This window comes from Bacillus cereus group sp. BfR-BA-01381 (genome assembly GCF_022663555.1).
Classification (GTDB): Bacteria; Bacillota; Bacilli; order Bacillales; family Bacillaceae_G; genus Bacillus_A; species Bacillus_A pacificus.
The window spans coordinates 97638-121443 of the sequence record NZ_JAKUFR010000002.1 but is presented as its reverse complement, the minus strand read 5'-3'; the positions used below and the strand labels follow the sequence as shown (position 1 = coordinate 121443).

Sequence of the window (23806 nt, the reverse complement as noted above, 5' to 3'; positions counted from 1 at the left end):
GCAAATAGTAGGATAAAAAGGTGCATGAATCGTCTAAAAATAGGCGAACCATGCGCCTTTTTTTTCTTATTATATAGTAGATATACATGAAGAGGTGAGGATTATGCCGACAACAAAAGGACCGTTACATCCATCGGTTCAACAGTTTAAAGAGTTTGTAAACCATCACCCTAAAATGGTTCATGAAGTTCGAAGTGGTCATAAAACTTGGCAACAGTTTTATGAGGAATGGTACTTACTTGGTGAAGAAGATCCAATATGGGCAACTTTTAGACCGGATGGAGCGCCTGCTTTTTCTTCGGTAAAAGAAAAGAAAAAAGAAAAAGGAAAAGAAAAGGATACTCGAACTGAAGAGGAAAAAACTGCTGATGTGATGGGACAAATGCTTTCTTTTTTTAAAAAGTTAGACGTGGAACAAATGCAACATCATTTAGCCAATGTGACGAGTGCTATTGGTAGTGTGCAACAAGTTTTTCAACAATTTCAAGGAAAACGCACGCAGCAAGAAGAGAGTACTTCCGAAAATAATCCATTTTTCTTTCAGAAGGATTAGGAGGAAAGCGGATGAGAGCAGAAATTATGGAGTTTATAAAGGCTGATGAGGATTTATCTCGCTATATTAGGGAGCAACCTTACTGGTATAGAAAACTAACGCGAAACCCTGAAGAAAAAGAGGCATTTGAGTTAGCAGCTATGCAACATTTCAAAAAAACGATACCAGATAAAGTTGAGAAATTCCAAAATCAATTGGCAGTTGCTTCCATTATGATTGATATGTTTCAGTATATGAAGCAGCAAAATGCAACATAATTGGAAGGGAAAACTATGTCCGTCATGCAGAACTTTTGATACAATAGAAGCGGATTATTTAAAAAGGAGTTGCAGCATGAGCATGACGGAAATTTGTTTAGTACGACATGGACAAACTGATTGGAATTTTCAAGAGATTATTCAGGGACGTGAAGATATTCCGCTTAATGAAGTGGGGAAGAAGCAGGCAAGTCAAAGTGCAGCTGCTTTGAAAGCGGAGGCATGGGATATAATTATAAGTAGCCCATTAATTAGAGCGCAAGAAACAGCTAAGGAAATTGCAGAGGCAACTGGATTACAATCAATTTTATTAGATGAGCGATTTGTTGAACGTAATTTTGGTGAAGCTTCTGGGAAGCCAGTTGCGACTGTTAGGGAATTAATTGCAGAAGGTAAAGTAGAAGGTATGGAGCAAGATGAAGAAATTGTAGCTCGTTGTTTTGCTGCGGTAAAAGACGTTGCAGAAACTCATTCTGGCAAACGTATTATTATTGTAGCCCATTCACATGCGATAAAAGCAATTTTACATGCAATTGCTCCGGAAGATATTTCGTTTAAGACACCGTTAAAAAACGCATGTATTAGTTATGTGAATGAAAATAGTGGGAAGTGGGATGTTCTTAAATACAACATTGCGGAACATATTAATGTATAAATGCGTACTGAAATTATTAAAAAATAGTTAGAATGATATCTTTCTGTTTAGTGAGACACTTCAATTAGTAGTTCTATTCTAAATGTGGTATGATAAATACTCGGAGGTGTCTCTCATGATTGTAGCGACGCTAGAAAGCGTATTAATATTAGATAAGGCAGAGCAGCTTGCAAAAGCGATCATCTGTTCAGATATAGCAGAAGATTACCGTAAATGTTATAAAGACTTGCATGAAGATATGGAAGTTCAGACGTTAATTCAGCAATTTACAGCGATGAAAGAACGATATGAGGAAGTGCAACGTTTCGGTAAATATCATCCTGACTATACTTTCGTTTCGACGAAAATGAGGGAATTGAAGCGTTCTGTAGACTTACATGATAAGATTGCAGCTTTTAAACGAGTAGAAACGGCTTTACAAAAGTTGTTAGATGAAGTGAGTGTAGCAATCGGTTCTGAGGTGTCCTCTTCCATCAAAGTTCCAACAGGAAATCCATTTTTTGATGCTGGTGGCTGTGGTGGCGGTTGTGGTACCGGCGGAGGTTGCGGTTGTAAAAAAACGGGGTAAATCACCCCGTTTTTTAGAAGATAGAAGAAAACGTATACAGAGTTTGTCCTGTAATGTCATAAATTTCTGATTGGTTTTCATAAAATATAAAATATATGTTTTTAAAAGGAGAAGATGGAGAAGATTATGTTCGGGCAACGACAAAGTATGATTGTTTATTTACATTCATTGAAACATGCCAAGATTTTAAGAAAATATGGTAACATACATTACATATCAAAACGTTTAAAATATGCAGTAGTATATTGTGATATGGAACAAATTGAGCATATGATGCAAAAGTTGAACAAACTTCCTTTTGTGAAAAAGATAGAACAGTCGTACCGCCCGTATTTAAAAACGGAATTTGAAAATTCACGTCCTGATCGGGCAAAAGAATACGATTATAGCTAATAGAAAAAATCCCCTGCTAATTTTAGCAGGGGATTTTTCATTTGAAATAACACATTATTTCATTGGAGGAATAAAATTATTCATTCGTAAAATACCAATTAAATGATTGAAAAACAGTTCTTTTTCTGGGAAAGTTGTGGATGGTTTTACCGTAAAGGTAGTCACTTTTTTTCCAAGTTGTTCTGCCGTTTCTTCAAATAAAATGACGCGTTTACTTTTTTTATTTTCAAGTACAGGAATGCCTTCACGACATATGTATAATGGTTGGAAATCACCAGTAGTAGTTGGTTTTAATATTACAACAAGTGAGCACACTTTTTTTTCATTTTTAATTGTTTCAAATTGTAACATATGTGTTATACGTTCTTGATTTGCTTTGGCAATTTCAAGTAATTCATATAAATCAGAGTAGCCCTCTCCGAGTTCTATAAAACGTTGAATCATATCTTTTCCTCCTCTTTCTTTTACTGTACCATCTCACTTTTTAAATGAAAAGTAGACAAAGAAAAAAAACCCTGCAAAGCAGGGCCCTTCTTATACTAGCATGTACTAGTAAGAAGGCAAAGGGAGAGGAGAAACCGGAGGAAGAACTTATGGGGAAACGTAAGTCTTCTCCGCGGTTGGCAACAACATCGAAGGTGATGTTGTTATAGTTATTTATGTCCAATCTAAATGAAGATATACATGATGAAATTAAATTTTATGTTGGGCTTTTTATTTTTCTTTTTTTTATTTTATGATAGGATAAAAAAGATAAAGTGAAACTTTAATCAGTGGGGGCATTTCCCACTGATTATTAGCCCGCACCAATCGGGCTTTTACTGCCCGTTAACGCGGGGTAAAGTGAAACGAATAGTTCGTGTTAGCGAATGGTGAGATGAATACATAAAAATGCAGAGCGGTTATTTTAAGTTAAGTTCTTCTAGTCTTCGTTGGAAGATGAATGGAATCGTAAAGTTTGGTAGCGGTTACCGAATGAAGAAGGGCTTTCTATAATTGCTCGATAGATTGAAATAAAGGTAGTGACAACAGATGAGAGTAGTTTCAGGAAAATGTAAGGGACACCCGCTTAAAGCGGTGCCAGGTAATACAACACGTCCAACGACTGATAAAGTAAAAGAATCCATTTTTAATATGATAGGCCCTTATTTTGATGGGGGTGTTGCTCTTGATTTATTTGGTGGTAGCGGTGGTCTTGGAATCGAAGCTATAAGTAGAGGGATTGATAAAGCGATTTTTGTTGATCGAGACAATAAAGCGATAAAGGTAATCCATCAAAATTTAGAAAGTTGTAGAATACAGGAACAAGCTGAAGTATATCGGAATGATGCAGAACGTGCGATAAAAGCACTTATAAAACGTGAAATATCATTTGATCTTATATTAATTGATCCTCCATATAAAGATCAAAAAATTATATCTTTAATTAGTGTAATGGATCAACATGGATTGCTACATAACGATGGTTTAATTATGGCGGAGCATGGTAATGATGTAGTTTTACCCGAGTCTATAGGAAGACTTGTAAAAGTGCGAGCTGAAAATTATGGTATTACAGCGATATCGATTTATAAGTATGAAGGTGAGGGGACGGAATGACAAGTATAGCTATTTCTTCGGGAAGTTTTGATCCAATTACCCTTGGGCATCTGGATATTATTAAAAGGGGAGCAAAAGTATTTGACGAGGTATACGTAGTAGTTTTAAACAACTCGTCAAAAAAACCGTTCTTTTCAGTGGAAGAGCGTTTAGATTTAATTCGAGAAGCAACAAAGGATATTCCTAATGTCAAAGTAGATTCACATAGTGGACTACTAGTTGAGTATGCAAAAATGCGTAATGCGAACGCGATTTTACGTGGATTACGAGCAGTTTCTGATTTTGAATATGAGATGCAAATTACTTCTATGAATCGAAAGTTAGATGAAAACATTGAAACCTTTTTTATTATGACAAACAATCAATACTCATTTTTAAGCTCGAGCATTGTGAAAGAAGTTGCGAGATATGGAGGAAGTGTAGTAGATCTTGTACCTCCTGTTGTAGAACGTGCTTTAAAAGAAAAGTTTCAAACCCCGTTAAAGTGAACGGGGTTTTTCTTTGTTGCTCCGAAAAAATAATAAGATGACATATACATATAAACAAAATAATGTAAATATCGGTCCGTAGTGTATAAAAGATGTCCAAATTTCATGCAGAATAGAAGAATGATTCGATAAAAAGACGGGGATATCTTTTTGCATAGGTGAAAAAGAGCTTACTTTTTCATAAAATGGTTTCCAAAATATAAAAGTAAAAATAGGAGCAAGAATACTTTGGATAATTCGTGCGAAAAAATAGGGCTTAAATCTAATGTCTGTTTCAGCTAATATGCTAGCGACTTGTGCCTGAATAGAAAGGCCGCTAAATGCTAAAATAAAGCTTGTTACCATAGCTTGCTGCAGGAGGGGTGTTTCAGTTATTTGACTAATCATTTGGCTTCCAAGTGTCATTTCAAACATGCCAGATAATATCGGGATACTAAATTCGGTAGTTAGTTGGAAGAATGATAAAATATGTTGCATAATAAAAGAAAGGGCTGCTGTAATATGAAATACAGTAATCATTTTATTTAAAACAGAGAATAAAATAATAAATCCACCAATCATAAGTAGCGTTTGAATAGAAGAAACGATAGCGTCCCCAAGTAATTTTCCTATTGGTCTTTTTTCTTGCATACGTGTCTCGTGTAGAATTGAAAAAGGGTTTTGAAAAGGTTGTTTTTTAGTAACATGTTTATCATGCTTGGAACTGTTGTTATTGCCGTAAAAACGCATCAGTAACCCGACAGCAAAATTACTTAAATAATGTGCAGCAGCTAATACGATTCCTAATTTCGGATTATTGAAAAAACCGATAGAAACAGCGCCAAAAATAAAAAGTGGATTGGATGAGTTTGTAAAAGATACGAGGCGCTCTGCTTCAATTTGTGTTAGCTGATTGCTTTTGCGCAGTCTAGCGCTTAATTTGGCGCCAGCGGGAAAGCCTGAAGCCATTCCCATTGCCCAAACAAATCCGCCTATTCCTGGAACGCGGAAAAGTGGTCGCATAAGTGGTTCTAATATAACGCCTATAAATTTTACAACACCAATACTAATGAGAAGTTCGGCAATGATGAAAAACGGTAAAAGTGAAGGGAATACAACTTCCCACCATATATTTAACCCTCGAATGGAAGCTTGTAAAGCAGCTTGGGGGTGGAGTACAAGAGAAAAGGTTAAAAAAAGTGTTGATATGGTAAGGAAAGCCGTTTTCCATTTTTCATACATGTAAGTAAATCCCCCTTTGTCCCAAAAAACGTTCATTTCAGTATACGTGGATACGTAGTGAATTTAGACCATAAGTATGAAAAAGGAACGAAAAAAATTAAAGGGTGAGAAAAGTGAAAGAACCGAAAATTGGCTTAGCTCTTGGATCTGGGGGCGCAAAAGGTTTTGCTCATATTGGTGTTATAAAGGTTTTAAGGGAAAATGATATACCGATTCATATGATTGCAGGAAGTAGTATGGGGGCTTTAGTAGGTACATTTTATGCTGCTAGTTCAAACGTTGAAAGACTGTATAAACTGGCAAATGTTTTTAAGAGGAAATATTATTTAGATTTTACGGTTCCGAAAATGGGATTTATTTCTGGAAAACGTGTCAAAGATATGATTAAAATGTTTACATATAATAAAAATTTAGAAGAATTAGATATACCGACGGCTGTTGTGGCTACTGATATCTTAAAGGGGGAAAAAGTTGTTTTTACAAGTGGTCCAGTTGCAGAGGCGGTGAGAGCGAGTATTTCTGTACCTGGAGTGTTTGTGCCAGAGAAAATAGATGGACGATTATTGGTAGACGGTGGAGTGATTGATCGCATCCCAGTATCGGTTGTGAAAGAATTAGGTGCCGATATTGTCATTGCTGTTGATGTATCCCCGATTAAAGTAAATGGAGAGGTTACGTCTATTTATGATGTAATTATGCAGAGTATTGAAATTATGCAACATGAGCTTGTGATAAATCGGCAAATTGCATCTGATTTAATGATGCGCCCAGCTGTAGAACAATTTAGTTCCCGGGCTTTTACAAACATTGAAGACATTATTCGAGTTGGAGAGGTAGAAGCGGAAAAGCATGTTGCAAATATTCATTTATTAATTGAGCAGTGGAAGGAGAAACATAATGTTTAAGCGTTTTCGGTTTATATATGCAATTTTAATAGGGGTTATATTGGCAATGTTACTTGTTTATGTACGCCTGCCGTATTATGTAACGAAACCAGGAATGGCTGCCAAATTAGAGCCTTACGTTCAAGTTGAAGGGGGAACAAAAGAATCTGGTGATTTTATGCTTGTTACGGTTTCAATGGGACCGGCAAATGTAGTGAATTTAATAGCGGCACAGTTTAATAAATATACACATATTTCAAAAGCGGAAGAAATATTGCAAAAAGGTGAAAGTGATGAAGAATATCAATTTCGCCAAAATTATGCGATGAAAGATTCGCAAAATGCAGCGATTTATAATGCTTATAAACGTGCAAATCGTACTGTTTCTTTTGAAAATAAAGGTGTGTTGGTTGCTGGTGTAGCGAAAGGGATGCCTTCAGAAGGAAAGCTTAAACTTGGAGATGTTATCATTGCCGTTGACGGAAAAACATTTGAAAAGACAGAACAATTTATTGAATATATGACAGGGAAAAAAGAAGGAGATACAGTAAATATTGAGTACAAGAGGGATGGGAAACAGTTAAAAGAAAATTTAAATGTAAAGACTATTCCGAATGGAAATGGACGTGTTGGTATAGGTGTTTCTATCGTTACGGAAAGAGAATTAGTGGTAGATCCGAAAGTGAAAATTGACTCTCATGAAATAGGCGGACCATCGGCAGGCCTAATGTTTACATTAGAAATATATAATCAACTGGTGGAAGATGATTTAACAAGAGGGCATGAAATAGCTGGAACAGGGACGATCAATGAAAAGGGAGAAGTTGGCCCGATTGGTGGTATTCAGCAAAAAGTGGTTGCTGCAAGTGATGCTGGTGCTGAAGTGTTCTTTGCACCAAATGAAAAAGGTGCGGAGAAATCGAATTATAAAGATGCACTTGAGGCTGCGAAAGATATTAAAACGAAAATGAAAGTTGTGCCAGTTGATACGTTGGATGATGCATTAATGTATTTGGAAAAAATGGGAAAGAAATAAAAAAACCTCTCTGAAAAGAGAGATTTTTTTATAGGAATTTTGCAGTTGTTTCATCGTAACGAATTGGGTGATGTGTTGCATCTTGTTTTAGTAGTTGTGTTCGTAATGGTTCTTGTATGATGGAGAAATATACAGAATTGGCTTTTCGCTCTATGTGTAAAGTAGGATGGTCAAATGTTTTTGTATGGGTAAGGATTGGAAGCTCTATTTTTTTCTTGTTTTTTGAAAGGTACGTTTGTCCTTTTTGTGACATGCCTAATAGACGAATGTATGGTGCATGTTGCTCTATATTTGCGCAATGTATTTCTTCTTTTGTTGTATTTGTTAAAATATGTGTACAAGCTCTTTGTAATCTAGTCCACGTATAACGTTTCGTTTTTAGCGCTTCCATGAATGAATGGAAGAAGGAACTGGTTTGTATTTTTGATAAAATACGATGCTCTAAACCTTCCTCAATTTCATATATATGTCGTAAGTCTTCTGGAGACATTGTCATAAGTTTGTATTTAAAAAATGAAAAGTATTGTTCCCAATTATGTAATGTCCCGTAGTTTTGTTTATAACTCGCTAAAAGAGAAGCAGTCGCTTTTGGGATGAAAGGCTCAACTTCTGTAAAGGAACTATTTTCACTAAAAAGTTGTTTGCGAATACTTGTTGCACTTGCAATATGTTGGTCGTTAAATGTTTCATCATGATAATGAGATGCGAATCTTTTTATCGTTTGTGCTTGCATAGAACTATTTTGCATTAGAATTGCTTTTATGTATTGGAAGCCTAAAATGTTATTTGGTTGTGACATGTCTATATTTTTTTCAGAAGATAAAATGTGTAGGAAAGCTTCAGATGTAGCTTTTGCGTAACTATTACCTGCGTTCATAAATTGCTTTACAAGACGATTAAAAGTCTTTTCTTCACTTTTTTGCACAGAGATGGTGTTATAAAAATTTTCGATTTGTCCATCTTCACTGCCGAAACAAATTTCAGAAACGTGTAGGGCGTTTAAAATAGAAATAGCGCCATTTGCAAAGGTTTCGGCCTTTTGCGTTGAAAAGGCATAAGGAAGCTCTACAACGAGGTCTACACCGCATGCTAAGGCCATTTTGGTACGATACCATTTGGATACGAGTGCTGGCTCACCACGTTGTAAAAAAGGGCCACTCATAACAGCGATTGTAATATCAGAGTGTGTTAACTTTTTTGTTTGTTGCACATGATAAGCATGACCGTTATGAAAAGGGTTATATTCAACAACAATACCACTGGCTTTTATGGTAATCTCTCCTTTCGATGTAGCATCTTTTTGAAAAACGTGATACTCTATATATTATTTACTATGATGACTTCATTATAGTGTAAAGAAAAAACATTGACAAATATAAAATGGCTAGCTATAATTTTGTTTGTTGCCTTGAGGTGATATGATATGAAATGGTCCATCCATCAATTGAATAAATTGAGAAATAAAGGATTGACATTGGATGAGATGGTAGATGTAAGTGAGCTAAAAGAGGTCGAGAAAGATATTCGTGAAATTAATCCTGTTCACGTAACAGGAAGAGTTGATTTTGGCTCCGGTAAGTTTACGTTCCATCTACATATAACTGGAAGCATGGTTTTACCATGTTCTCGCTCTTTAGTAGATGTGACATTACCATTTGACATTAAAACAACTGAGGTGTTCCAAACTTCACAAGAAGAATTTGAAACTGAAGCTGAAATTCATTGTTTAGAAGGAGAAGTACTTGACTTACTGCCCGTAATCAAGGAAAATATACTTTTGGAGATTCCAATGCAAATTTTCAGTGATGATGTTTCTGGTGGAGCACCGACGCAAGGTCAAGACTGGCAAGTGATTTCGGAAGAAGACAAAGAAAAGCCTGTTGATCCAAGATTGGCAGGACTTGCAAAGTTTTTTGACAAATAATCGGAAGACTGGTTCAGGCCTTCATATGAAAATAACTATTTCTTTTAAGGAGGTGGGAAGAATGGCTGTACCTTTTAGAAGAACTTCTAAAACAGTAAAAAGAAAGCGTCGTACGCATTTCAAATTATCAGTACCTGGTATGGTAGAGTGCCCAAGCTGTGGTGAAGCGAAATTAGCTCACCGTGTATGTAAAGCATGCGGTACTTACAAAGGTAAAGAAGTAATCAGCAAGTAATTGCGGGAAAATAAACGTAGAAGATATCTTCTACGTTTATTTTTTTTTGTCTTATTCTTCATTTGTTGTATTCTATCTTTTCTAGTAACTGCATATGTTTAATAAAAAATGCATAGGGAGGACTAGAGAGATGGCGACAACAAGACAAGATGCTTGGACTGATGATGAAGATTTGCTTCTGGCAGAAGTAGTACTCCGGCATATTCGAGAAGGTGGAACGCAATTATCTGCCTTTAAAGAAGTGGGAAGACATTTATCTCGTACACCAGCAGCATGTGGCTTTAGATGGAATTCTTACGTTAGAAAGCAATACAAAGAACGTATTGAAGAAGCGAAGCAACTGCGTAAAGTGGAAAATTATGAAGTGAAAGAGACGAAGGTATTAGAACCTACGTCAATTACATTGAATGATGTTATTGATTTCTTGCAAAATTATAAAGATGAAAACTCTTTAGTGGTGTTGCAACAGCAAATTGAATCGTTACAAACAGAGAAAGAGAGCCTGTTGGAGCGATTATCAGTATATGAGGAAGAATATAGAACGTTGCTTGATTATATCGATCAAAAAAGAAGTGTAATGGTAGCGGAAAGAAATAGCGCTCGTTCGAATGGGAAATTAGAGAAGTTAAAGAAATAAAAAAACAGCTGCTATGTAGCTGTTTTTTTATTTCTTATGCAGACTCTTCGTTTGTAACCGCATTCAAATTTGTTTCTGGGTGCCAAACGTAAAAATCACCATCAGGTACTGACACAGGTTGGAAATTTAATTTATCCCAAAAACCAGCTGAATGGATACGTGCGATCGTTTTAATTGGGAACTGCAGTCCCTTCGCATAATTTACAAGCATTTCTCCGAATCCTTGTTTTTGGAAAGTTGGTAATACTTCAAGTTTATAAAGTTCTAGGTAAGTACCTGTAATTTCGAATGGTTCCCCGCCGTTCCTTTTCATGTATAGACTCATACGTGCAATGAGTGATCCGCCGTAATAAATACCGTAAAATGGAGATTCACTATTGTTTTCAATAATGTTTGCTTGTAATTCTTCTAACATGGATAGTTCTTGAGCTCCGCAGCCTTTAAATTTTTTAAACTCGTCTAATGTTTTATAATTGATGAGCAAGCGCTCAACTTTTGGGAATCCCATAACATCACATCCTTTTTGTCTCATTGAATGCAGAAAAGTGAAAATATTTATAATAATATTATAACTCATTTTTTTATTTTTATGAAGATGATAGTGTATTTCTTTTATTATTTTTTTGAGGATTTGCTAAACTAAGAGTAGAAGCATAGTAATAAGTAGTATATACATATTGAAAGAAGAGGTGGCATTTGATCATCTTTAGTTAATTATGATTCCGTATGAATCGGGGGTTCGCGGAATAAAAGAGGAGGGGAAAAAGGGACTTATGTATCGTGTTCAGATGAGTTCCTTGTGTGAAAATGAAAATTGGAGTTGTGGGACCGGGAGCTATTGGTCTATTGTATACATTTTATTTACAAAAAAGTAATCAAGATGTTACGTTGTTTACAAGGACAGCTAAGCAGGCTGACGAATTAAATATAACGGGTGTAACTTGTATTAGGGAGGGGAAACGTGAAACTGTATTCCCGCCAGTATTACCAATAGAAAGTATGCTAGACCAGCAGCTAGATTATATATTTATTGCTGTTAAGCAATATCATATAACTGACATACTACCTTTTGTGCGAGGGAAATCCTCAGTAGTCTTTTTGCAAAACGGAATGTCACACCTTCATGCTATGCAGAAAATAGAGAATGAAAATATTGCAGTTGGAATTGTAGAGCATGGTGCAAAAAAAGAAGAAAGACATACCGTTTATCATACAGGGATAGGTGTAACGAAGTTTGGAATCGTGCGCGGTCGGTCTATACATTTTGAAAAAATGTTTAATTGCTTTCCTTTTCCGCATTTTCCAATTCGAATAGAAGATGATTGGAAGGGTGTTATGCACAAAAAATTAGTAGTGAATGTATGTATCAATCCATTGACGGCATTATTACAGGTCAAGAACGGGGAATTGATTACGAACCCGTTTTTTTATCAGATGATGGAGCAAGTATTCCAGGAAGTCGTTTTTCTCGTTAAAGAAGAAAAAGAAATGGTATGGGAAATGGTACGTCATGTATGTGAAAGAACGTCTCATAATACATCATCTATGCTGGCAGATGTAAGGGCGAATAGACAAACAGAGATTGGTGCGATTGTTGGATATGTATTAGAAGAAGCGAAGAAACAGCAACGATCCGTTCCGACACTTCAATTTTTGTTCGACGCAATAAAAGGATTAGAAGTAAAAGTATAAGTGTAATTCTTTGCTTTTACGTGAAACATTGACTACAATGTGGATTGGTGAGAGAACAGGATACGAAAGGAAGAATTATATGGAGATAAAAGAAATCTCTGTTCCGCAACAAGGTGTTGTAGCGGACTATATGAACGGTAAAAAAGAGATACAGTCGTGTTTTGATTATATGTTAACAGAAGATGCTTTTAAACAGCGTGTACAAGATTTGCGTGAGAGGGAGTTTTTCCGCCAAGATTTAGTAGCGCATTTATTAGAATATAATACAAAATTACAAGCGGGAGAAGCTACAATTCAAAATGTAAAAGCGCTTGAAGATGAAGATACATATGTTGTTATAGCTGGACAACAAGCTGGGCTATTAACTGGGCCACTTTATACGATTCATAAAATTATTTCAGTTTTACAGCTTGCGAAGGAAAAGGAAGAAAGTTTAGGCGTTAAAGTTATTCCTGTTTTCTGGATTGCTGGTGAAGACCATGATATGGATGAAATTAATCATACTTTTGTAACGAAGAATAAAAAAATAAAAAAGACCATTTTTCATGATCGTAATCCGAAAAAGGCGAGTGCTTCAGAGTCTGAGCTTTCTTTGGAAGACTGTAGAAAGTGGATTGAAGAAATTTTTAAAACATACCCTGAAACGAATTTTACAAAGGATGTACTGCGATTTATTGATGATTCTTTAGGGAAATCGAATACGTATGTAGATTTCTTTGGTCACCTTATTATGAAAATGTTTATGAATTCTGGTTTAATTCTTGTCGATTCGCATCATCCTGAATTAAGAAAATTAGAAGTGCCGTTTTTTAAACAAATTGTAAGTAAGTATAAAGAAGTGCAAGAGGGGCTTCATAACCAACAGGAAGTAATTAAAGAATTAGGATATAAGCCAATTATTGAAACAAAGTCTAATGCAGTACATATATTCATGGAAATTGATAATGAGCGAGTGTTGCTTGAAGACAATCAAGGGAAGTTTGTTGGGAAGGATGGGACGTATTCCTTTTCATATGAGGAATTGATTGAAGAGATGGAAAGAAGCCCAGAGCGCTTTAGTAATAATGTTGTAACGCGCCCTCTTATGCAAGAGTATGTATTTCCTACGTTGGCGTTTATTGGAGGTCCAGGGGAATTAGCTTACTGGAGTGAATTACAACAAGTCTTCCATACTATCGGCTTCCGAATGCCGCCTGTCGTTCCTCGTATTACAATTACTTATATTGAGAGGGATATAGCGACAGATTTACACGATTTACAATTGCAAGAGAGTGACCCGTTTTTAAATAACGTAGATAAGTTGCGTGAAAACTGGCTATCTAATCAAATAGAGGAACCGATAGATGAACGATTTGTAGAGGCGAAAAAAGAAATAATTGATATTCATAAGTCATTACAACAGTTTGTGAAGAAAATAGATCCTGGATTAAGTTCGTTTGCAGGGAAAAATGAGTTCAAAATTAATGAACAAATTGAACTGTTGGAAAGAATGTTGAAAAGAAATGTTGAGAAAAAACATGAAGTGGAACTAAATAAATTCCGTCGTATACAATTTGCAATCCGTCCATTGGGAGCGCCACAAGAGCGTGTGTGGAATGTATGTTACTATTTAAATCAGTTCGGTTTAGATTTCGTTGATCGTGTAATGGAAAAACCGTTTTCTTGGAATGGAAAACATCATGTTATAAAACTATAGAATCTTGCTCTTAGGAGCAGGATTTTATTTTTATCCCGTTGAATTTACTGTGAAGTGAAATTTTTCTGAATTATTAATTTTAAAAAACTAATATCGTAATTATGCAGGATACTTAAATATATGACAAAATAGCACAAAATGTAAACGTATTATTATCTTTTTCGACAGTTTTTTATTTAAATTCCCGCAAAAGATGATAAAATTTAGTATATAATAAAAGAAAATAGCGATTTGTATAGTATGCTGCCTTTGTAGGCAAGTTAAATGAGTCGTTCTTTCATAGTATTTCGTTCTCTAGTCGTGAAATATGCGTTTAGAGGAGGAGATACATTCAACATAATTAATTGGAAAAAGAGTAGGTGCAACAATGTTTAATCACGTAACAGTGCTTTTGAAGGAAACAGTAGATGGCTTAGATATAAAGCCAGGTGGTACATATGTAGATTGTACACTGGGGGGAGGAGGACATAGTTCTTATTTATTATCCCAATTAACTGAAGGCGGAAGATTAATCGCGTTTGATCAAGATGAGATAGCAATTCAAAATGCGAAAGAAAAATTCTCTTCATACGGTGAGCAGTTCATAACAGTAAAGAGTAATTTCCGTTACCTATCTGAAAAACTACAGGAATTAGGTATAACAGAAGTAGACGGTATTTTATTTGATTTAGGTGTTTCATCCCCGCAATTAGATACACCAGAGCGTGGCTTTAGTTACCATCATGATGCACCGTTAGATATGCGAATGGATCAAGATGCCCCATTAACAGCCTATGATGTTGTAAATAGTTGGTCATATGAACAACTTGTAAGAATTTTCTTCCAGTATGGCGAAGAGAAATTTTCAAAACAAATAGCAAGAAAAATTGAAGCGTATCGTGAGAATAAAGCTATTGAAACGACAGGGGAATTAGTAGAACTAATTAAAGAGGGTATTCCAGCTCCTGCTCGTAGAACGGGTGGACATCCTGCGAAGCGAGTGTTCCAAGCGATTCGTATTGCGGTAAATGATGAATTGAAAGTATTTGAAGAAGCGTTGGAATCTGCAATTGAGATGGTCAAGCCAGGCGGAAGAGTGAGTGTTATAACATTCCATTCTTTAGAAGACCGTATTTGTAAAACGACGTTTAAGCGAAATAGTACAACGCCACAATTGCCACCAGGATTACCGATTATTCCTGATGAATTTAAGCCGAAATTAAAGCTTATTACAAGAAAACCGATTTTACCTTCTGATATAGAGTTAGAAGAAAATAATCGAGCGCGTTCTGCGAAATTGAGAATCGCTGAAAAACGATAAAAAGGGGAGAGAGGTATGAGTAACTTAGCTGTAAAGTACAAGCAACAAGCGCAAGAAGAGGTTCAGATTCAAACGCCCCCACAGCAGATGGTTCAGCCGAAAGCTAAAGCGAAGATTACAAGAATCGAAAAACTGTTGTATGTAGCGTTTATTGGCTTTTTATTGTATGCCTGTGTAGCGTTTATTGGAAATAAAGCAGGCCTTTATCAAGTTAATGTAGAAGCTGCGACAATAGAACAAAAAATTGTACAGCAGCAAAAAGAAAATCAAGAGTTACAGGCTGAAGTAGAGAAGTTAAGTCGTTATGAACGAATCGCTGAAGTTGCAAAAAAACACGGGCTAGAAATTAATGCGAATAATGTGAAAGGCCTCAAATAAGGCAATAGGTGTGAAGGGAAAATGAAGAGAAATATGACTAAATTTCATACCAATAAGGGAGCAGGGTATTTTATGATTTTATTCCTCCTGCTCTTTTTGCTGTTATTAGCCCGATTTTTTTACATACAAGCGACAGGAACAGTGCATAATCAGGATTTAGATACACTTGCTAAGCAAAAACATAGTAAAACAGGAGTTCTGGAAGCGAATCGTGGGACGATTTATGATCAAAACGGTCATGTGTTAGCGCAAGATGCAAACTCTTATAAACTTGTAGCGGAACTAAAAGGTGCGAAGCCTGTTGAGAATAAAGAGGATACTGCTAAGAAAATTGCGGGCGTACTTGGAAAAGATGAAGAGAAGATTTTAGCTATTTTAAATAAAGAGGGTAGAAGTCAAGTAGAGTTTGGGAAATTAGGTAAAGGCTTGACGAAAGAACAGAAAGAACAAATAGAAGCATTGAAATTACCAGGTATATCTTTTATTACTGAAAATGCAAGAGTGTATCCGAACGGTGATTTTGCATCTTATGTTGTAGGTCATGCGAGACCTGATGAAAAGGGAATCGCTGTAGGTCAATTTGGTTTAGAAAAGAGTTTGAATAAGTATTTAGGTGCTTCCAATGGAGAGGTAGCTTATACAGGCGATCGTAGAGGCGTATCTCTTGACGGTGGAAAAGTGAATGTGAAGGCACCTAAAAATGGAGATAATGTATATTTAACACTCGACCAGCGTATTCAAAGTTATTTAGAAGATGCAATGAAAGAAGCGAGTAAACATTATGAGCCAGAAAGCTTAATAGGAATTGTTGCGGATCCCAAAACAGGGAAAATATTAGCGATGTCTAGTAAGCCTAGTTATGATCCGAACCAAGAGAATAATAATTATTTTTATAATGACGCAATTGCAAATGCATTTGAACCTGGATCAACAATGAAAATTTTTACACTAGCAGCAGCTATTAATGAAGGTGTGTATAAGGGACAAGATTATTATCAGTCTGGTACATATCAAGTCGGGAACCGCAAAATAAAAGATCATAATGGCGGCGCTGGATGGGGATCTATTACTTTTGATGAAGGGGTAGAGCGTTCTTCCAACGTAGCGTTTGCAATTTTAGGGGATCAAAAACTTGGTCCAGACCGTTTCCGAAAGTATATTCACGCTTTCGGATTAGATGAAAAAACGAATATTGATTTACCTGGTGAAGGTTCAAATACCATTTTATTCGATCAGCAAATACAGCAAGTAACGACAGCTTTTGGACAAGGTTCTACTGTAACACCAATTCAGCTTGTACAGGCTGCAACTGCTATAGCAAATGATGGGAAAATGATGAAACCTTATACAATTGATAAAATTGTAGATCCGATAACAGAGGAAGTAAAATTAGAACATAAACCAGAAGAAGTGGGAAAACCTGTTACAAAAGAGACAGCAGCGCAAGTAAGACAGTTATTAGAGCGTGTTGTTACATCACCGAAAGGAACAGGAACTGCTTACAAAGTCGATGGATATTCAGTTGGTGGTAAAACAGGAACAGCACAAATTCCGGATGGAAAAGGTGGCTATATGACGGGAAGAGAGAATTATATATTCTCGTTCTTAGGTATGGCACCTATGGACAATCCGCAACTTGTTGTGTATGTAGCTGTTAAAAAGCCGAAATTGAAAGATGATGAGAGCGGTGCACAACCTTTAGCTGATATTTTTAAATATGTAACGAAGAATAGTTTAGAGTATTTAAAGATTAAGCCTAATGAAGTGAAAGATCCGAAGAAATATGTGAAAGAGCAACAAACTGCTGTTCCAGATGTAACGGGAAAAACGATGGAAGAAGCGAAAAAAGCCATTGATAAAGCAAAACTTCGTCCAATCGTATTAGGTGAAGGGAAAGTGCAGCAACAAGTACCGAAAGCGACTGAACAAACATTGAAGGGTGATCGAGTGTTCTTAGTGGGAGATCAACCTACAATGCCGAATATACAAGGCTGGGCACTTCGTGATGTTATGAATTTAGCAAAAACATTAAAGCTTAACTTAAAACCTACTGGTACCGGATATGTAACTGAACAAAGTGTGCCAGAAGGAACATTGTTGCAACCTGGTACAGAGTTAGGTGTAACACTTGTGCCGCCACTTGAACCACAACAAGAAGCAGAAAAGCCGTAATGGTAAAAGAGAAGAAGTTCTAATTAAATAAGTACAAGCATATATTGGAACAAGCTAGGCGTAAGGGAGGCTTGTTCCAATATGCGTGTATCAAATGTAACAGTTAGAAAACGACTTATTTTTATACTTATATCAGGTATACTTATTTTCACTATCATCGATATTCGTCTTGGATATGTGCAATTTTTTCTTGGGAATATGTTAACGGATCGTGCGAAAGATTCATGGAGTCGTAATATTACTTTTGAGCCTGAACGTGGGAAGATTTTAGACCGAAATGGTGTGGAACTTGCTACGAATAAAAGTGCTCCAACTGTCTTTGTTGTACCGAGGCAAATTGAAAAACCAGCAGAGACTGCAGAGAAGTTAGCTGCAGTATTAGGTGTGGAAAAAGATGAGATCTATAAGAGAATTACAAAAAAAGAATCGATTGTAAGGTTAGATAAAGGCGGAAGGAAAATATCACATGATAAAGCGAAAGAGGTAAGAGGATTAAGTTTGAAAGGTGTTTATATCGCAGAAGACTCTATCCGGTACTATCCATTTGGTAACTTTTTATCACACGTGTTAGGGTTTGCTGGTAGTGATAACCAAGGTCTTATGGGACTAGAAAAATACTATGATAAAGAACTAAATGGTGATGAAGGTCATGTGCGTTTTTTTGCAGATGCAAAAGGACAAAGGATGCCTAATGTTGGGGATGATTTCAAAAAACCAGAAGCTGGTTTGAATTTAGGCTTAACAATTGATGCACGTATTAATAGAATTATGGAAAGAGAAATGAATATTGCAGAGTCGACATATAATCCAGATGGTATGATTGCAATTGCGATGAATCCGAAAAATGGTGAAATTTTAGGTATGTCGAGTCGGCCGAGCTTTGATCCAGCAGATTTTCAAAGTGTTTCTCCAGAAGTGTATAATAGAAATTTACCAGTATGGAGTACGTATGAGCCAGGTTCAACATTTAAGATCATTACGTTAGCCGCAGCTTTGAATGAAAATTTAGTAGACTTAGAGAAAGATACGTTTTATGATGATGGAGCAGCTGAAGTTGGTGGAGCTAGATTGAAATGCTGGAAAGCAGGAGGTCACGGTAGTCAAACGTTTTTAGAAGTAGTTCAAAACTCTTGTAACCCAGGATTTATTGAACTGGGTGATCGCCTTGGTAAAGACCGATTGTTTAAATACATTCGTAATTTCGGCTTTGGACAGAAGACCGGAATTGATCTGCAAGGTGAAGGTAGTGGGATTTTATTTAATTTAGATAAAGTCGGTCCAGTTGAGCAAGCAACAACTTCATTCGGTCAAGGTGTTTCTGTTACGCCAATCCAACAAGTAGCGGCAGTAGCAGCGGCTGTAAATGGTGGAACTTTGTATCAACCGTATATAGCTAAAGAATTTATTGATCCGAAAAACAATCAAGTTGTAAGCAAAAAGACACCTGTAGCAAAAAGAAAAGTTATTTCCAAGGAAACTTCAGAGAAAGTTCGGTATGCATTAGAGAATGTTGTAGCAAAAGGATCTGGTAAAGGTGCTTTCATTGATGGGTATCGTGTAGGTGGGAAAACAGGTACGGCTCAAAAAGTGAAAGATGGTAAATATTTAGAGAATAATTATATTGTATCTTTTATCGGTTTTGCTCCAGCAGATGATCCAGAAATTGTTGTATATGTTGCTGTTGATAATCCGAAAGGTGTAACGCAATTTGGTGGAGTAGTAGCTGCTCCAATTGTTGGGAATATTCTTCGGGATGCACTTCCTGTTATGGGAGTGAAACCGAGAAAAGAACAAGTTGAGAGAGAATATAAATGGGGCGATATACCAACTGTGGAAGTTCCGAATTTAATTGGTATGAAAAAGAAAGACTTACAGACGCAACTCGTCGATTTGAAGCTTGATATAAGTGGAGACGGAGAGAAAGTCATTAAGCAGTCCCCAGAAGCAGGAGCTAAAGTGAAAGAAGGCTCAAAAATTAGAATTTACTTCGGGAATTAAAGGTAACCTAGTACGTTTTATGGTACAATTGGTGGAAGTGGGTTCTTTATAGAAGAGTTACTTAATTTGAGGCCGTAAGAGTCTCAGTTATAAATAGGTCTATTTATTAGACACAGTAGCACTTACCTCCTATTTTATATAATTAGGAGGTAGCGTGTTGCTTATTAATAAAAGAGATAAATACACAATGTAGAGAGGGTTTAGTGAAATGAAGTTGCATACACTTGTATCATGTTTGCATGATTTTCCAGTTGTTCCAAAAGAAAATCCAGAAATCACATCTATAGAAGCTGATTCACGTAAAGTGAAAGAAGGAAGCTTATTTGTATGTATGAAAGGATATACGGTTGATAGCCATGATTTTGCTAAGCAAGCAGCGGCACAAGGAGCGGCTGCTATTGTTGCGGAAAGACCAATTGATGTTGACGTTCCAGTTGTACTTGTGAAAAATACTTTTCGTTCGTTAGCGGTTTTAGCTGATTATTTTTATGGTCAACCAACACACAAGTTACATTTAATCGGTATTACAGGTACAAATGGAAAGACAACAACATCGCATATTATGGATGAGATTATGCGCGCACATGGTCATAAAACGGGGCTAATTGGAACGATTAATATGAAAATCGGTGATGAAACATTTGAGGTGAAAAATACAACACCAGATGCACTAACACTTCAACAGACGTTTGCAAAAATGGTTGAACACGGTGTGGATAGCACAGTAATGGAAGTTTCGTCACATGCTTTAGATCTTGGCCGTGTACACGGATGTGATTACGATGTAGCAGTGTTTACAAATTTAACACAAGATCATTTAGACTATCATAAAACGATGGAAGAATATAAACATGCAAAAGGGTTGCTATTTGCGCAACTTGGCAATAGTTATAATCATAATCGTGAAAAATACGCGGTATTGAATAACGATGATGCTGTAACAGCGGAATATATGAGAAGTACTGCAGCAACTGTTGTAACGTATGGAATTGATACAACAAGTGATGTTATGGCCAAAGATATCGTTATGACAAGTGGTGGAACTACATTTACGCTTGTAACACCGTATGAGAGTGTAAATGTTACGATGAAATTAATTGGGAAATTTAATGTATATAACGTACTAGCTGCGACAGCGGCAGGACTTGTTTCTGGTGTAAGTTTAGAAACAATCATTGATGTAATAAAGGAACTAGCTGGAGTTCCAGGACGTTTTGAAGTAGTTGATGGTGGACAAAATTATACAGTTATTGTTGATTATGCACATACACCAGATAGCTTAGAAAATGTATTGAAAACAGCAAAACAGTTTGCAAAAGGTGACGTATATTGCATCGTCGGTTGTGGCGGTGATAGAGATAGAACGAAGAGACCAATCATGGCAAGTGTTGCAACACGATATGCAACTCACGCCATTTACACTTCAGATAATCCAAGAAGTGAAGAGCCAGGAGCTATTTTAGATGATATGGTACATGGTGCAAATGGAAATAATTATAAAGTAATTATTGATAGAAAAGAAGCGATATACCATGCAATTGCTAACGCAAAAGCTGAAGATATCATCATTATTGCTGGTAAGGGTCATGAAACATATCAAATTATTGGTAAAGATGTTCATCATTTTGACGATCGTGAAATCGCTAAAGAAGCAATTACAGAGCGTTTAAACAACGAAGAGTAACAACGTGAGAGGAGGACTACATGTGCTTGAGCAAGGTTTATTAGTAACGGCTGGGGTAGCATTCTTAATTTCTGTTGCCCTTTCGCCATTGTTTATTCCATTTTTAAGAAAATTAAAGTTCGGACAGAGTATTCGTGATGAGGGACCAAAATCACATCAAAAAAAATCAGGGACACCGACAATGGGTGGTATCGTCATATACGTATCTATGATGGTAACTTCACTTATTATGGCGATTAAGTTTAATCATTTAGGTGCAGAGGTATCGTTATTACTATTAGTGACATTTGGTTACGGATTGATTGGATTTTTAGATGACTACATAAAGGTAGTTAAGAAGAGAAATCTTGGTTTAACATCAAAACAAAAATTAGTAGGTCAGCTTGTTATTGCTATTGCGTTCTTTTTAATTGGAAAAGGGCAAGCGTTCCACACATACATCATGATTCCGGGAACGGATGTTAAGTTTGAATTAGGTTGGGCGTATTTTGTACTTGTACTATTTATGCTTATTGGTGGATCAAATGCAGTTAACTTAACTGACGGTTTAGATGGTTTATTATCAGGAACAGCTGCTATTGCATTTGGAGCATTTAGTATTATTGCTGTGGCACAAGAGCAATTTGGAGTAGCGATATTCTGTATGGCAGTTGTAGGAGCTGTACTTGGATTTTTAGTATTCAATGCGAATCCAGCAAAAGTGTTTATGGGAGATACAGGTTCATTAGCTTTAGGTGGAGCCATTGCAGCTGTAGCAATTTTATTAAAACAAGAATTGCTACTTGTAATCATTGGCGGAGTATTCGTAATGGAAACTTTATCGGTTATTATTCAGGTTATTTCGTTTAAAACAACAGGAAAACGTGTCTTTAAAATGAGTCCATTACACCATCATTATGAATTATGTGGTTGGTCAGAATGGCGTGTTGTTGTGACGTTTTGGTCTGTAGGATTTTTATTAGCTGTGTTAGGAATTTATATCGGGGTGTGGATGTAATTGAAAACTGTAACTGAATTTCAAAATAAGAATATTCTTGTATTAGGCATTGCAAAAAGTGGTTATGCAGCAGCTACATTGTTACAAAAGTTAGGGGCAAATGTTATTGTAAATGACGGAAAGCCTTTAGCAGAGAATGTACTTGCTGCAGAATTACAAGCAAAAGGAATGGATGTTGTATGCGGTGGTCATCCTTTAGAATTATTAGAGAGAAATATTTCTCTTGTAGTAAAAAATCCAGGAATCCCGTATTCTAATCCAATATTAGTTGCTGCGAAAGAAAAGCAAATTCCAATTGTTACGGAAGTTGAATTAGCATATCGTATTTCAGAAGCACCATTTGTTGGGATTACGGGGTCTAACGGTAAAACGACGACGACAATGCTTACATTTGAAATGCTAAAAGAAGGACAAAAGCATCCCGTAATTGCAGGGAACATTGGAACTGTTGCGTGTGAAGTAGCACAGGATGCAAAAGAAAATGAAGTTGTAGTTACAGAGCTTTCATCGTTCCAATTGATGGGAGTAGAATTGTTCCAACCTAAAATTGCTGCGTTTTTAAATTTATTTGAGGCCCATTTAGATTATCATGGGACGAAAAAAGAATATGGCTTAGCAAAAGCAAATATTTTTAAAAACCAAACAGAAAATGATTATAGTGTAATAAATGCAGATGATGCAGATGTGATGGCTTTATCTGCTTATAGTAAAGGTCAAAAAGTACTGTTCTCAACAACGAAAGAAATTGAAGATGGTGCGTGCATAAAAGATAATGCTCTTTATTTTAAAGGCGAAAAAGTTGTTGAAGTAGGCGATATCGTTTTACCTGGTCAACATAATTTAGAAAATATTTTAGCAGCGATGAGTATCGCAAAATTATTGGGTGTTTCTAATGAAGCGATTACGGCAGTTTTAAAACGTTTTACAGGTGTAAAACATCGTTTAGAATATGTAACAACTATAAACAACCGTAAGTTTTATAATGACTCAAAAGCAACGAATATGTTAGCGACAGAGAAAGCTTTATCTGCGTTTACACAACCGACTGTGTTATTAGCAGGTGGGCTGGATCGTGGAAATGAATTCGATGATTTAATTCCGTATTTCAAAAATGTTAAAGCGATTGTAACATTTGGACAAACAGCTCCAAAATTAGTAAGAGCTGCAGAAAAAGCGGGATTAGATACAATTGAAAGTGTCGATACTTTAGATGAAGCTGTAGTGAAAGCTTATGCTCATTCTACAGATGGCGATGTAATTCTTCTTTCTCCAGCATGTGCAAGCTGGGATCAATTTAAAACATTTGAAGAAAGAGGAGACATTTTTATACAAGCTGTGCATAAACTTATATAAAGTAAATCAAAACATCAGTAGGCTAACACCTACTGATGTTTTGTTACATAGGGCAAAAGTTTCTGCCTAAAGAGGTGGTGTTTATG

Annotated in this window: 25 protein-coding genes; 21 read left to right on the top strand and 4 right to left on the bottom strand. The window is 36.2% G+C overall.

Annotated features, from left to right (window positions below; all coding sequences use genetic code 11):
• The first annotated feature begins 103 nt into the window (after window positions 1-103).
• The 5 genes from ylbD (at window position 104) to MR079_RS01315 (ending at window position 2426) form a co-directional block, all read left to right on the top strand.
• Window positions 104-553 (top strand): YlbD family protein, encoded by a 450-nt coding sequence (ylbD, locus tag MR079_RS01335; RefSeq protein ID WP_001143334.1) that lies wholly within the window; start codon window positions 104-106, stop codon window positions 551-553.
• Window positions 554-564: 11 nt separating this feature from the next.
• On the top strand, window positions 565-810 hold the full coding sequence (locus tag MR079_RS01330) for a YlbE-like family protein (protein WP_001200990.1): 246 nt from the start codon (window positions 565-567) through the stop codon (window positions 808-810).
• A gap of 82 nt (window positions 811-892) precedes the next feature.
• Window positions 893-1465: a histidine phosphatase family protein gene (locus MR079_RS01325; RefSeq protein ID WP_139867111.1), complete on the top strand. Its 573-nt coding sequence runs from the start codon at window positions 893-895 to the stop codon at window positions 1463-1465.
• A 115-nt stretch (window positions 1466-1580) separates the two neighbouring features.
• Window positions 1581-2033, top strand: coding sequence for a YlbF/YmcA family competence regulator (locus MR079_RS01320; RefSeq protein ID WP_000634351.1), 453 nt, complete (start codon window positions 1581-1583; stop codon window positions 2031-2033).
• Window positions 2034-2159: 126 nt separating this feature from the next.
• A complete protein-coding gene (locus MR079_RS01315) occupies window positions 2160-2426 on the top strand; it encodes a YlbG family protein (RefSeq protein ID WP_002080814.1) in 267 nt (88 codons plus the stop codon).
• 54 nt (window positions 2427-2480) lie between these two features.
• On the opposite strand, the gene MR079_RS01310 is transcribed toward MR079_RS01315, so the two are convergent.
• Window positions 2481-2870, bottom strand: coding sequence for a DUF7147 family protein (locus tag MR079_RS01310; RefSeq protein WP_000616011.1), 390 nt, complete (start codon window positions 2868-2870; stop codon window positions 2481-2483).
• Window positions 2871-3458: 588 nt separating this feature from the next.
• Here MR079_RS01310 and rsmD point away from each other — a divergent pair.
• Both rsmD and coaD read left to right on the top strand, forming a co-directional pair.
• Window positions 3459-4025, top strand: coding sequence for a 16S rRNA (guanine(966)-N(2))-methyltransferase RsmD (gene rsmD / locus MR079_RS01305; RefSeq protein WP_061685628.1), 567 nt, complete (start codon window positions 3459-3461; stop codon window positions 4023-4025).
• Window positions 4022-4513: a pantetheine-phosphate adenylyltransferase gene (gene coaD, locus MR079_RS01300; protein WP_000200598.1), complete on the top strand. Its 492-nt coding sequence runs from the start codon at window positions 4022-4024 to the stop codon at window positions 4511-4513. The genes rsmD and coaD overlap by 4 nt, the downstream gene beginning before the upstream one ends.
• Here coaD and ylbJ read toward each other — a convergent pair.
• Window positions 4505-5734 (bottom strand): sporulation integral membrane protein YlbJ, encoded by a 1230-nt coding sequence (ylbJ, locus tag MR079_RS01295; protein ID WP_242293331.1) that lies wholly within the window; start codon window positions 5732-5734, stop codon window positions 4505-4507. The two genes, coaD and ylbJ, sit on opposite strands and share 9 nt — an antisense overlap.
• Window positions 5735-5847: 113 nt before the next feature.
• Between ylbJ and MR079_RS01290 the strand changes: the two genes are divergently transcribed.
• Window positions 5848-6639 (top strand): patatin-like phospholipase family protein, encoded by a 792-nt coding sequence (locus tag MR079_RS01290; protein ID WP_000662598.1) that lies wholly within the window; start codon window positions 5848-5850, stop codon window positions 6637-6639.
• The gene (locus MR079_RS01285) at window positions 6632-7654 is read left to right on the top strand and encodes a SepM family pheromone-processing serine protease (RefSeq protein WP_000476306.1); all 1023 of its coding nucleotides are present in this window, start codon (window positions 6632-6634) and stop codon (window positions 7652-7654) included. The genes MR079_RS01290 and MR079_RS01285 overlap by 8 nt, the downstream gene beginning before the upstream one ends.
• 28 nt (window positions 7655-7682) lie before the next feature.
• On the opposite strand, the gene MR079_RS01280 is transcribed toward MR079_RS01285, so the two are convergent.
• Window positions 7683-8924 (bottom strand): nucleotidyltransferase, encoded by a 1242-nt coding sequence (locus MR079_RS01280; RefSeq protein WP_396022953.1) that lies wholly within the window; start codon window positions 8922-8924, stop codon window positions 7683-7685.
• Between the two features lie 153 nt (window positions 8925-9077).
• Between MR079_RS01280 and MR079_RS01275 the strand changes: the two genes are divergently transcribed.
• The 3 genes from MR079_RS01275 (at window position 9078) to MR079_RS01265 (ending at window position 10450) form a co-directional block, all read left to right on the top strand.
• Window positions 9078-9578 (top strand): YceD family protein, encoded by a 501-nt coding sequence (locus MR079_RS01275; protein WP_000872145.1) that lies wholly within the window; start codon window positions 9078-9080, stop codon window positions 9576-9578.
• A gap of 61 nt (window positions 9579-9639) precedes the next feature.
• Entirely contained in the window at window positions 9640-9813 is a 174-nt protein-coding gene (rpmF, locus tag MR079_RS01270; protein WP_001984764.1) for a 50S ribosomal protein L32, read from the top strand.
• Between the two features lie 130 nt (window positions 9814-9943).
• On the top strand, window positions 9944-10450 hold the full coding sequence (locus MR079_RS01265; RefSeq protein ID WP_000246478.1) for an RsfA family transcriptional regulator: 507 nt from the start codon (window positions 9944-9946) through the stop codon (window positions 10448-10450).
• A 34-nt stretch (window positions 10451-10484) separates the two neighbouring features.
• Here the strand turns inward: MR079_RS01265 and MR079_RS01260 are convergent, their stop codons facing one another.
• Entirely contained in the window at window positions 10485-10958 is a 474-nt protein-coding gene (locus MR079_RS01260) for an N-acetyltransferase (protein ID WP_000506707.1), read from the bottom strand.
• A gap of 293 nt (window positions 10959-11251) precedes the next feature.
• Between MR079_RS01260 and panE the strand changes: the two genes are divergently transcribed.
• The 9 genes from panE (at window position 11252) to murD (ending at window position 23720) form a co-directional block, all read left to right on the top strand.
• Complete coding sequence (gene panE, locus MR079_RS01255; protein WP_242293329.1) at window positions 11252-12142, top strand: 2-dehydropantoate 2-reductase; 891 nt, start codon at window positions 11252-11254, stop codon at window positions 12140-12142.
• Window positions 12143-12221: 79 nt separating this feature from the next.
• Window positions 12222-13838, top strand: a complete 1617-nt coding sequence (gene bshC / locus MR079_RS01250; protein ID WP_242293328.1) for a bacillithiol biosynthesis cysteine-adding enzyme BshC — start codon at window positions 12222-12224, stop codon at window positions 13836-13838.
• A 367-nt stretch (window positions 13839-14205) separates the two neighbouring features.
• Window positions 14206-15138: a 16S rRNA (cytosine(1402)-N(4))-methyltransferase RsmH gene (gene rsmH / locus MR079_RS01245; RefSeq protein ID WP_000481789.1), complete on the top strand. Its 933-nt coding sequence runs from the start codon at window positions 14206-14208 to the stop codon at window positions 15136-15138.
• A gap of 15 nt (window positions 15139-15153) precedes the next feature.
• Window positions 15154-15516 (top strand): cell division protein FtsL, encoded by a 363-nt coding sequence (gene ftsL / locus MR079_RS01240; RefSeq protein ID WP_000067081.1) that lies wholly within the window; start codon window positions 15154-15156, stop codon window positions 15514-15516.
• A 21-nt stretch (window positions 15517-15537) separates the two neighbouring features.
• Window positions 15538-17688 carry a penicillin-binding protein gene (locus MR079_RS01235; protein WP_439195122.1) on the top strand — a complete coding sequence of 717 codons (2151 nt, stop codon included), beginning with the start codon at window positions 15538-15540 and terminating at the stop codon, window positions 17686-17688.
• A gap of 81 nt (window positions 17689-17769) precedes the next feature.
• Window positions 17770-19686 carry a stage V sporulation protein D gene (locus MR079_RS01230; protein ID WP_139866913.1) on the top strand — a complete coding sequence of 639 codons (1917 nt, stop codon included), beginning with the start codon at window positions 17770-17772 and terminating at the stop codon, window positions 19684-19686.
• A gap of 208 nt (window positions 19687-19894) precedes the next feature.
• Window positions 19895-21370 (top strand): UDP-N-acetylmuramoyl-L-alanyl-D-glutamate--2,6-diaminopimelate ligase, encoded by a 1476-nt coding sequence (gene murE / locus MR079_RS01225; protein WP_139866915.1) that lies wholly within the window; start codon window positions 19895-19897, stop codon window positions 21368-21370.
• Window positions 21371-21392: 22 nt separating this feature from the next.
• Entirely contained in the window at window positions 21393-22367 is a 975-nt protein-coding gene (gene mraY / locus MR079_RS01220; protein ID WP_000893058.1) for a phospho-N-acetylmuramoyl-pentapeptide-transferase, read from the top strand.
• Window positions 22368-23720 (top strand): UDP-N-acetylmuramoyl-L-alanine--D-glutamate ligase, encoded by a 1353-nt coding sequence (gene murD, locus MR079_RS01215; protein ID WP_000860122.1) that lies wholly within the window; start codon window positions 22368-22370, stop codon window positions 23718-23720. It abuts the gene before it with no gap.
• The last annotated feature ends 86 nt before the right edge of the window (window positions 23721-23806 follow it).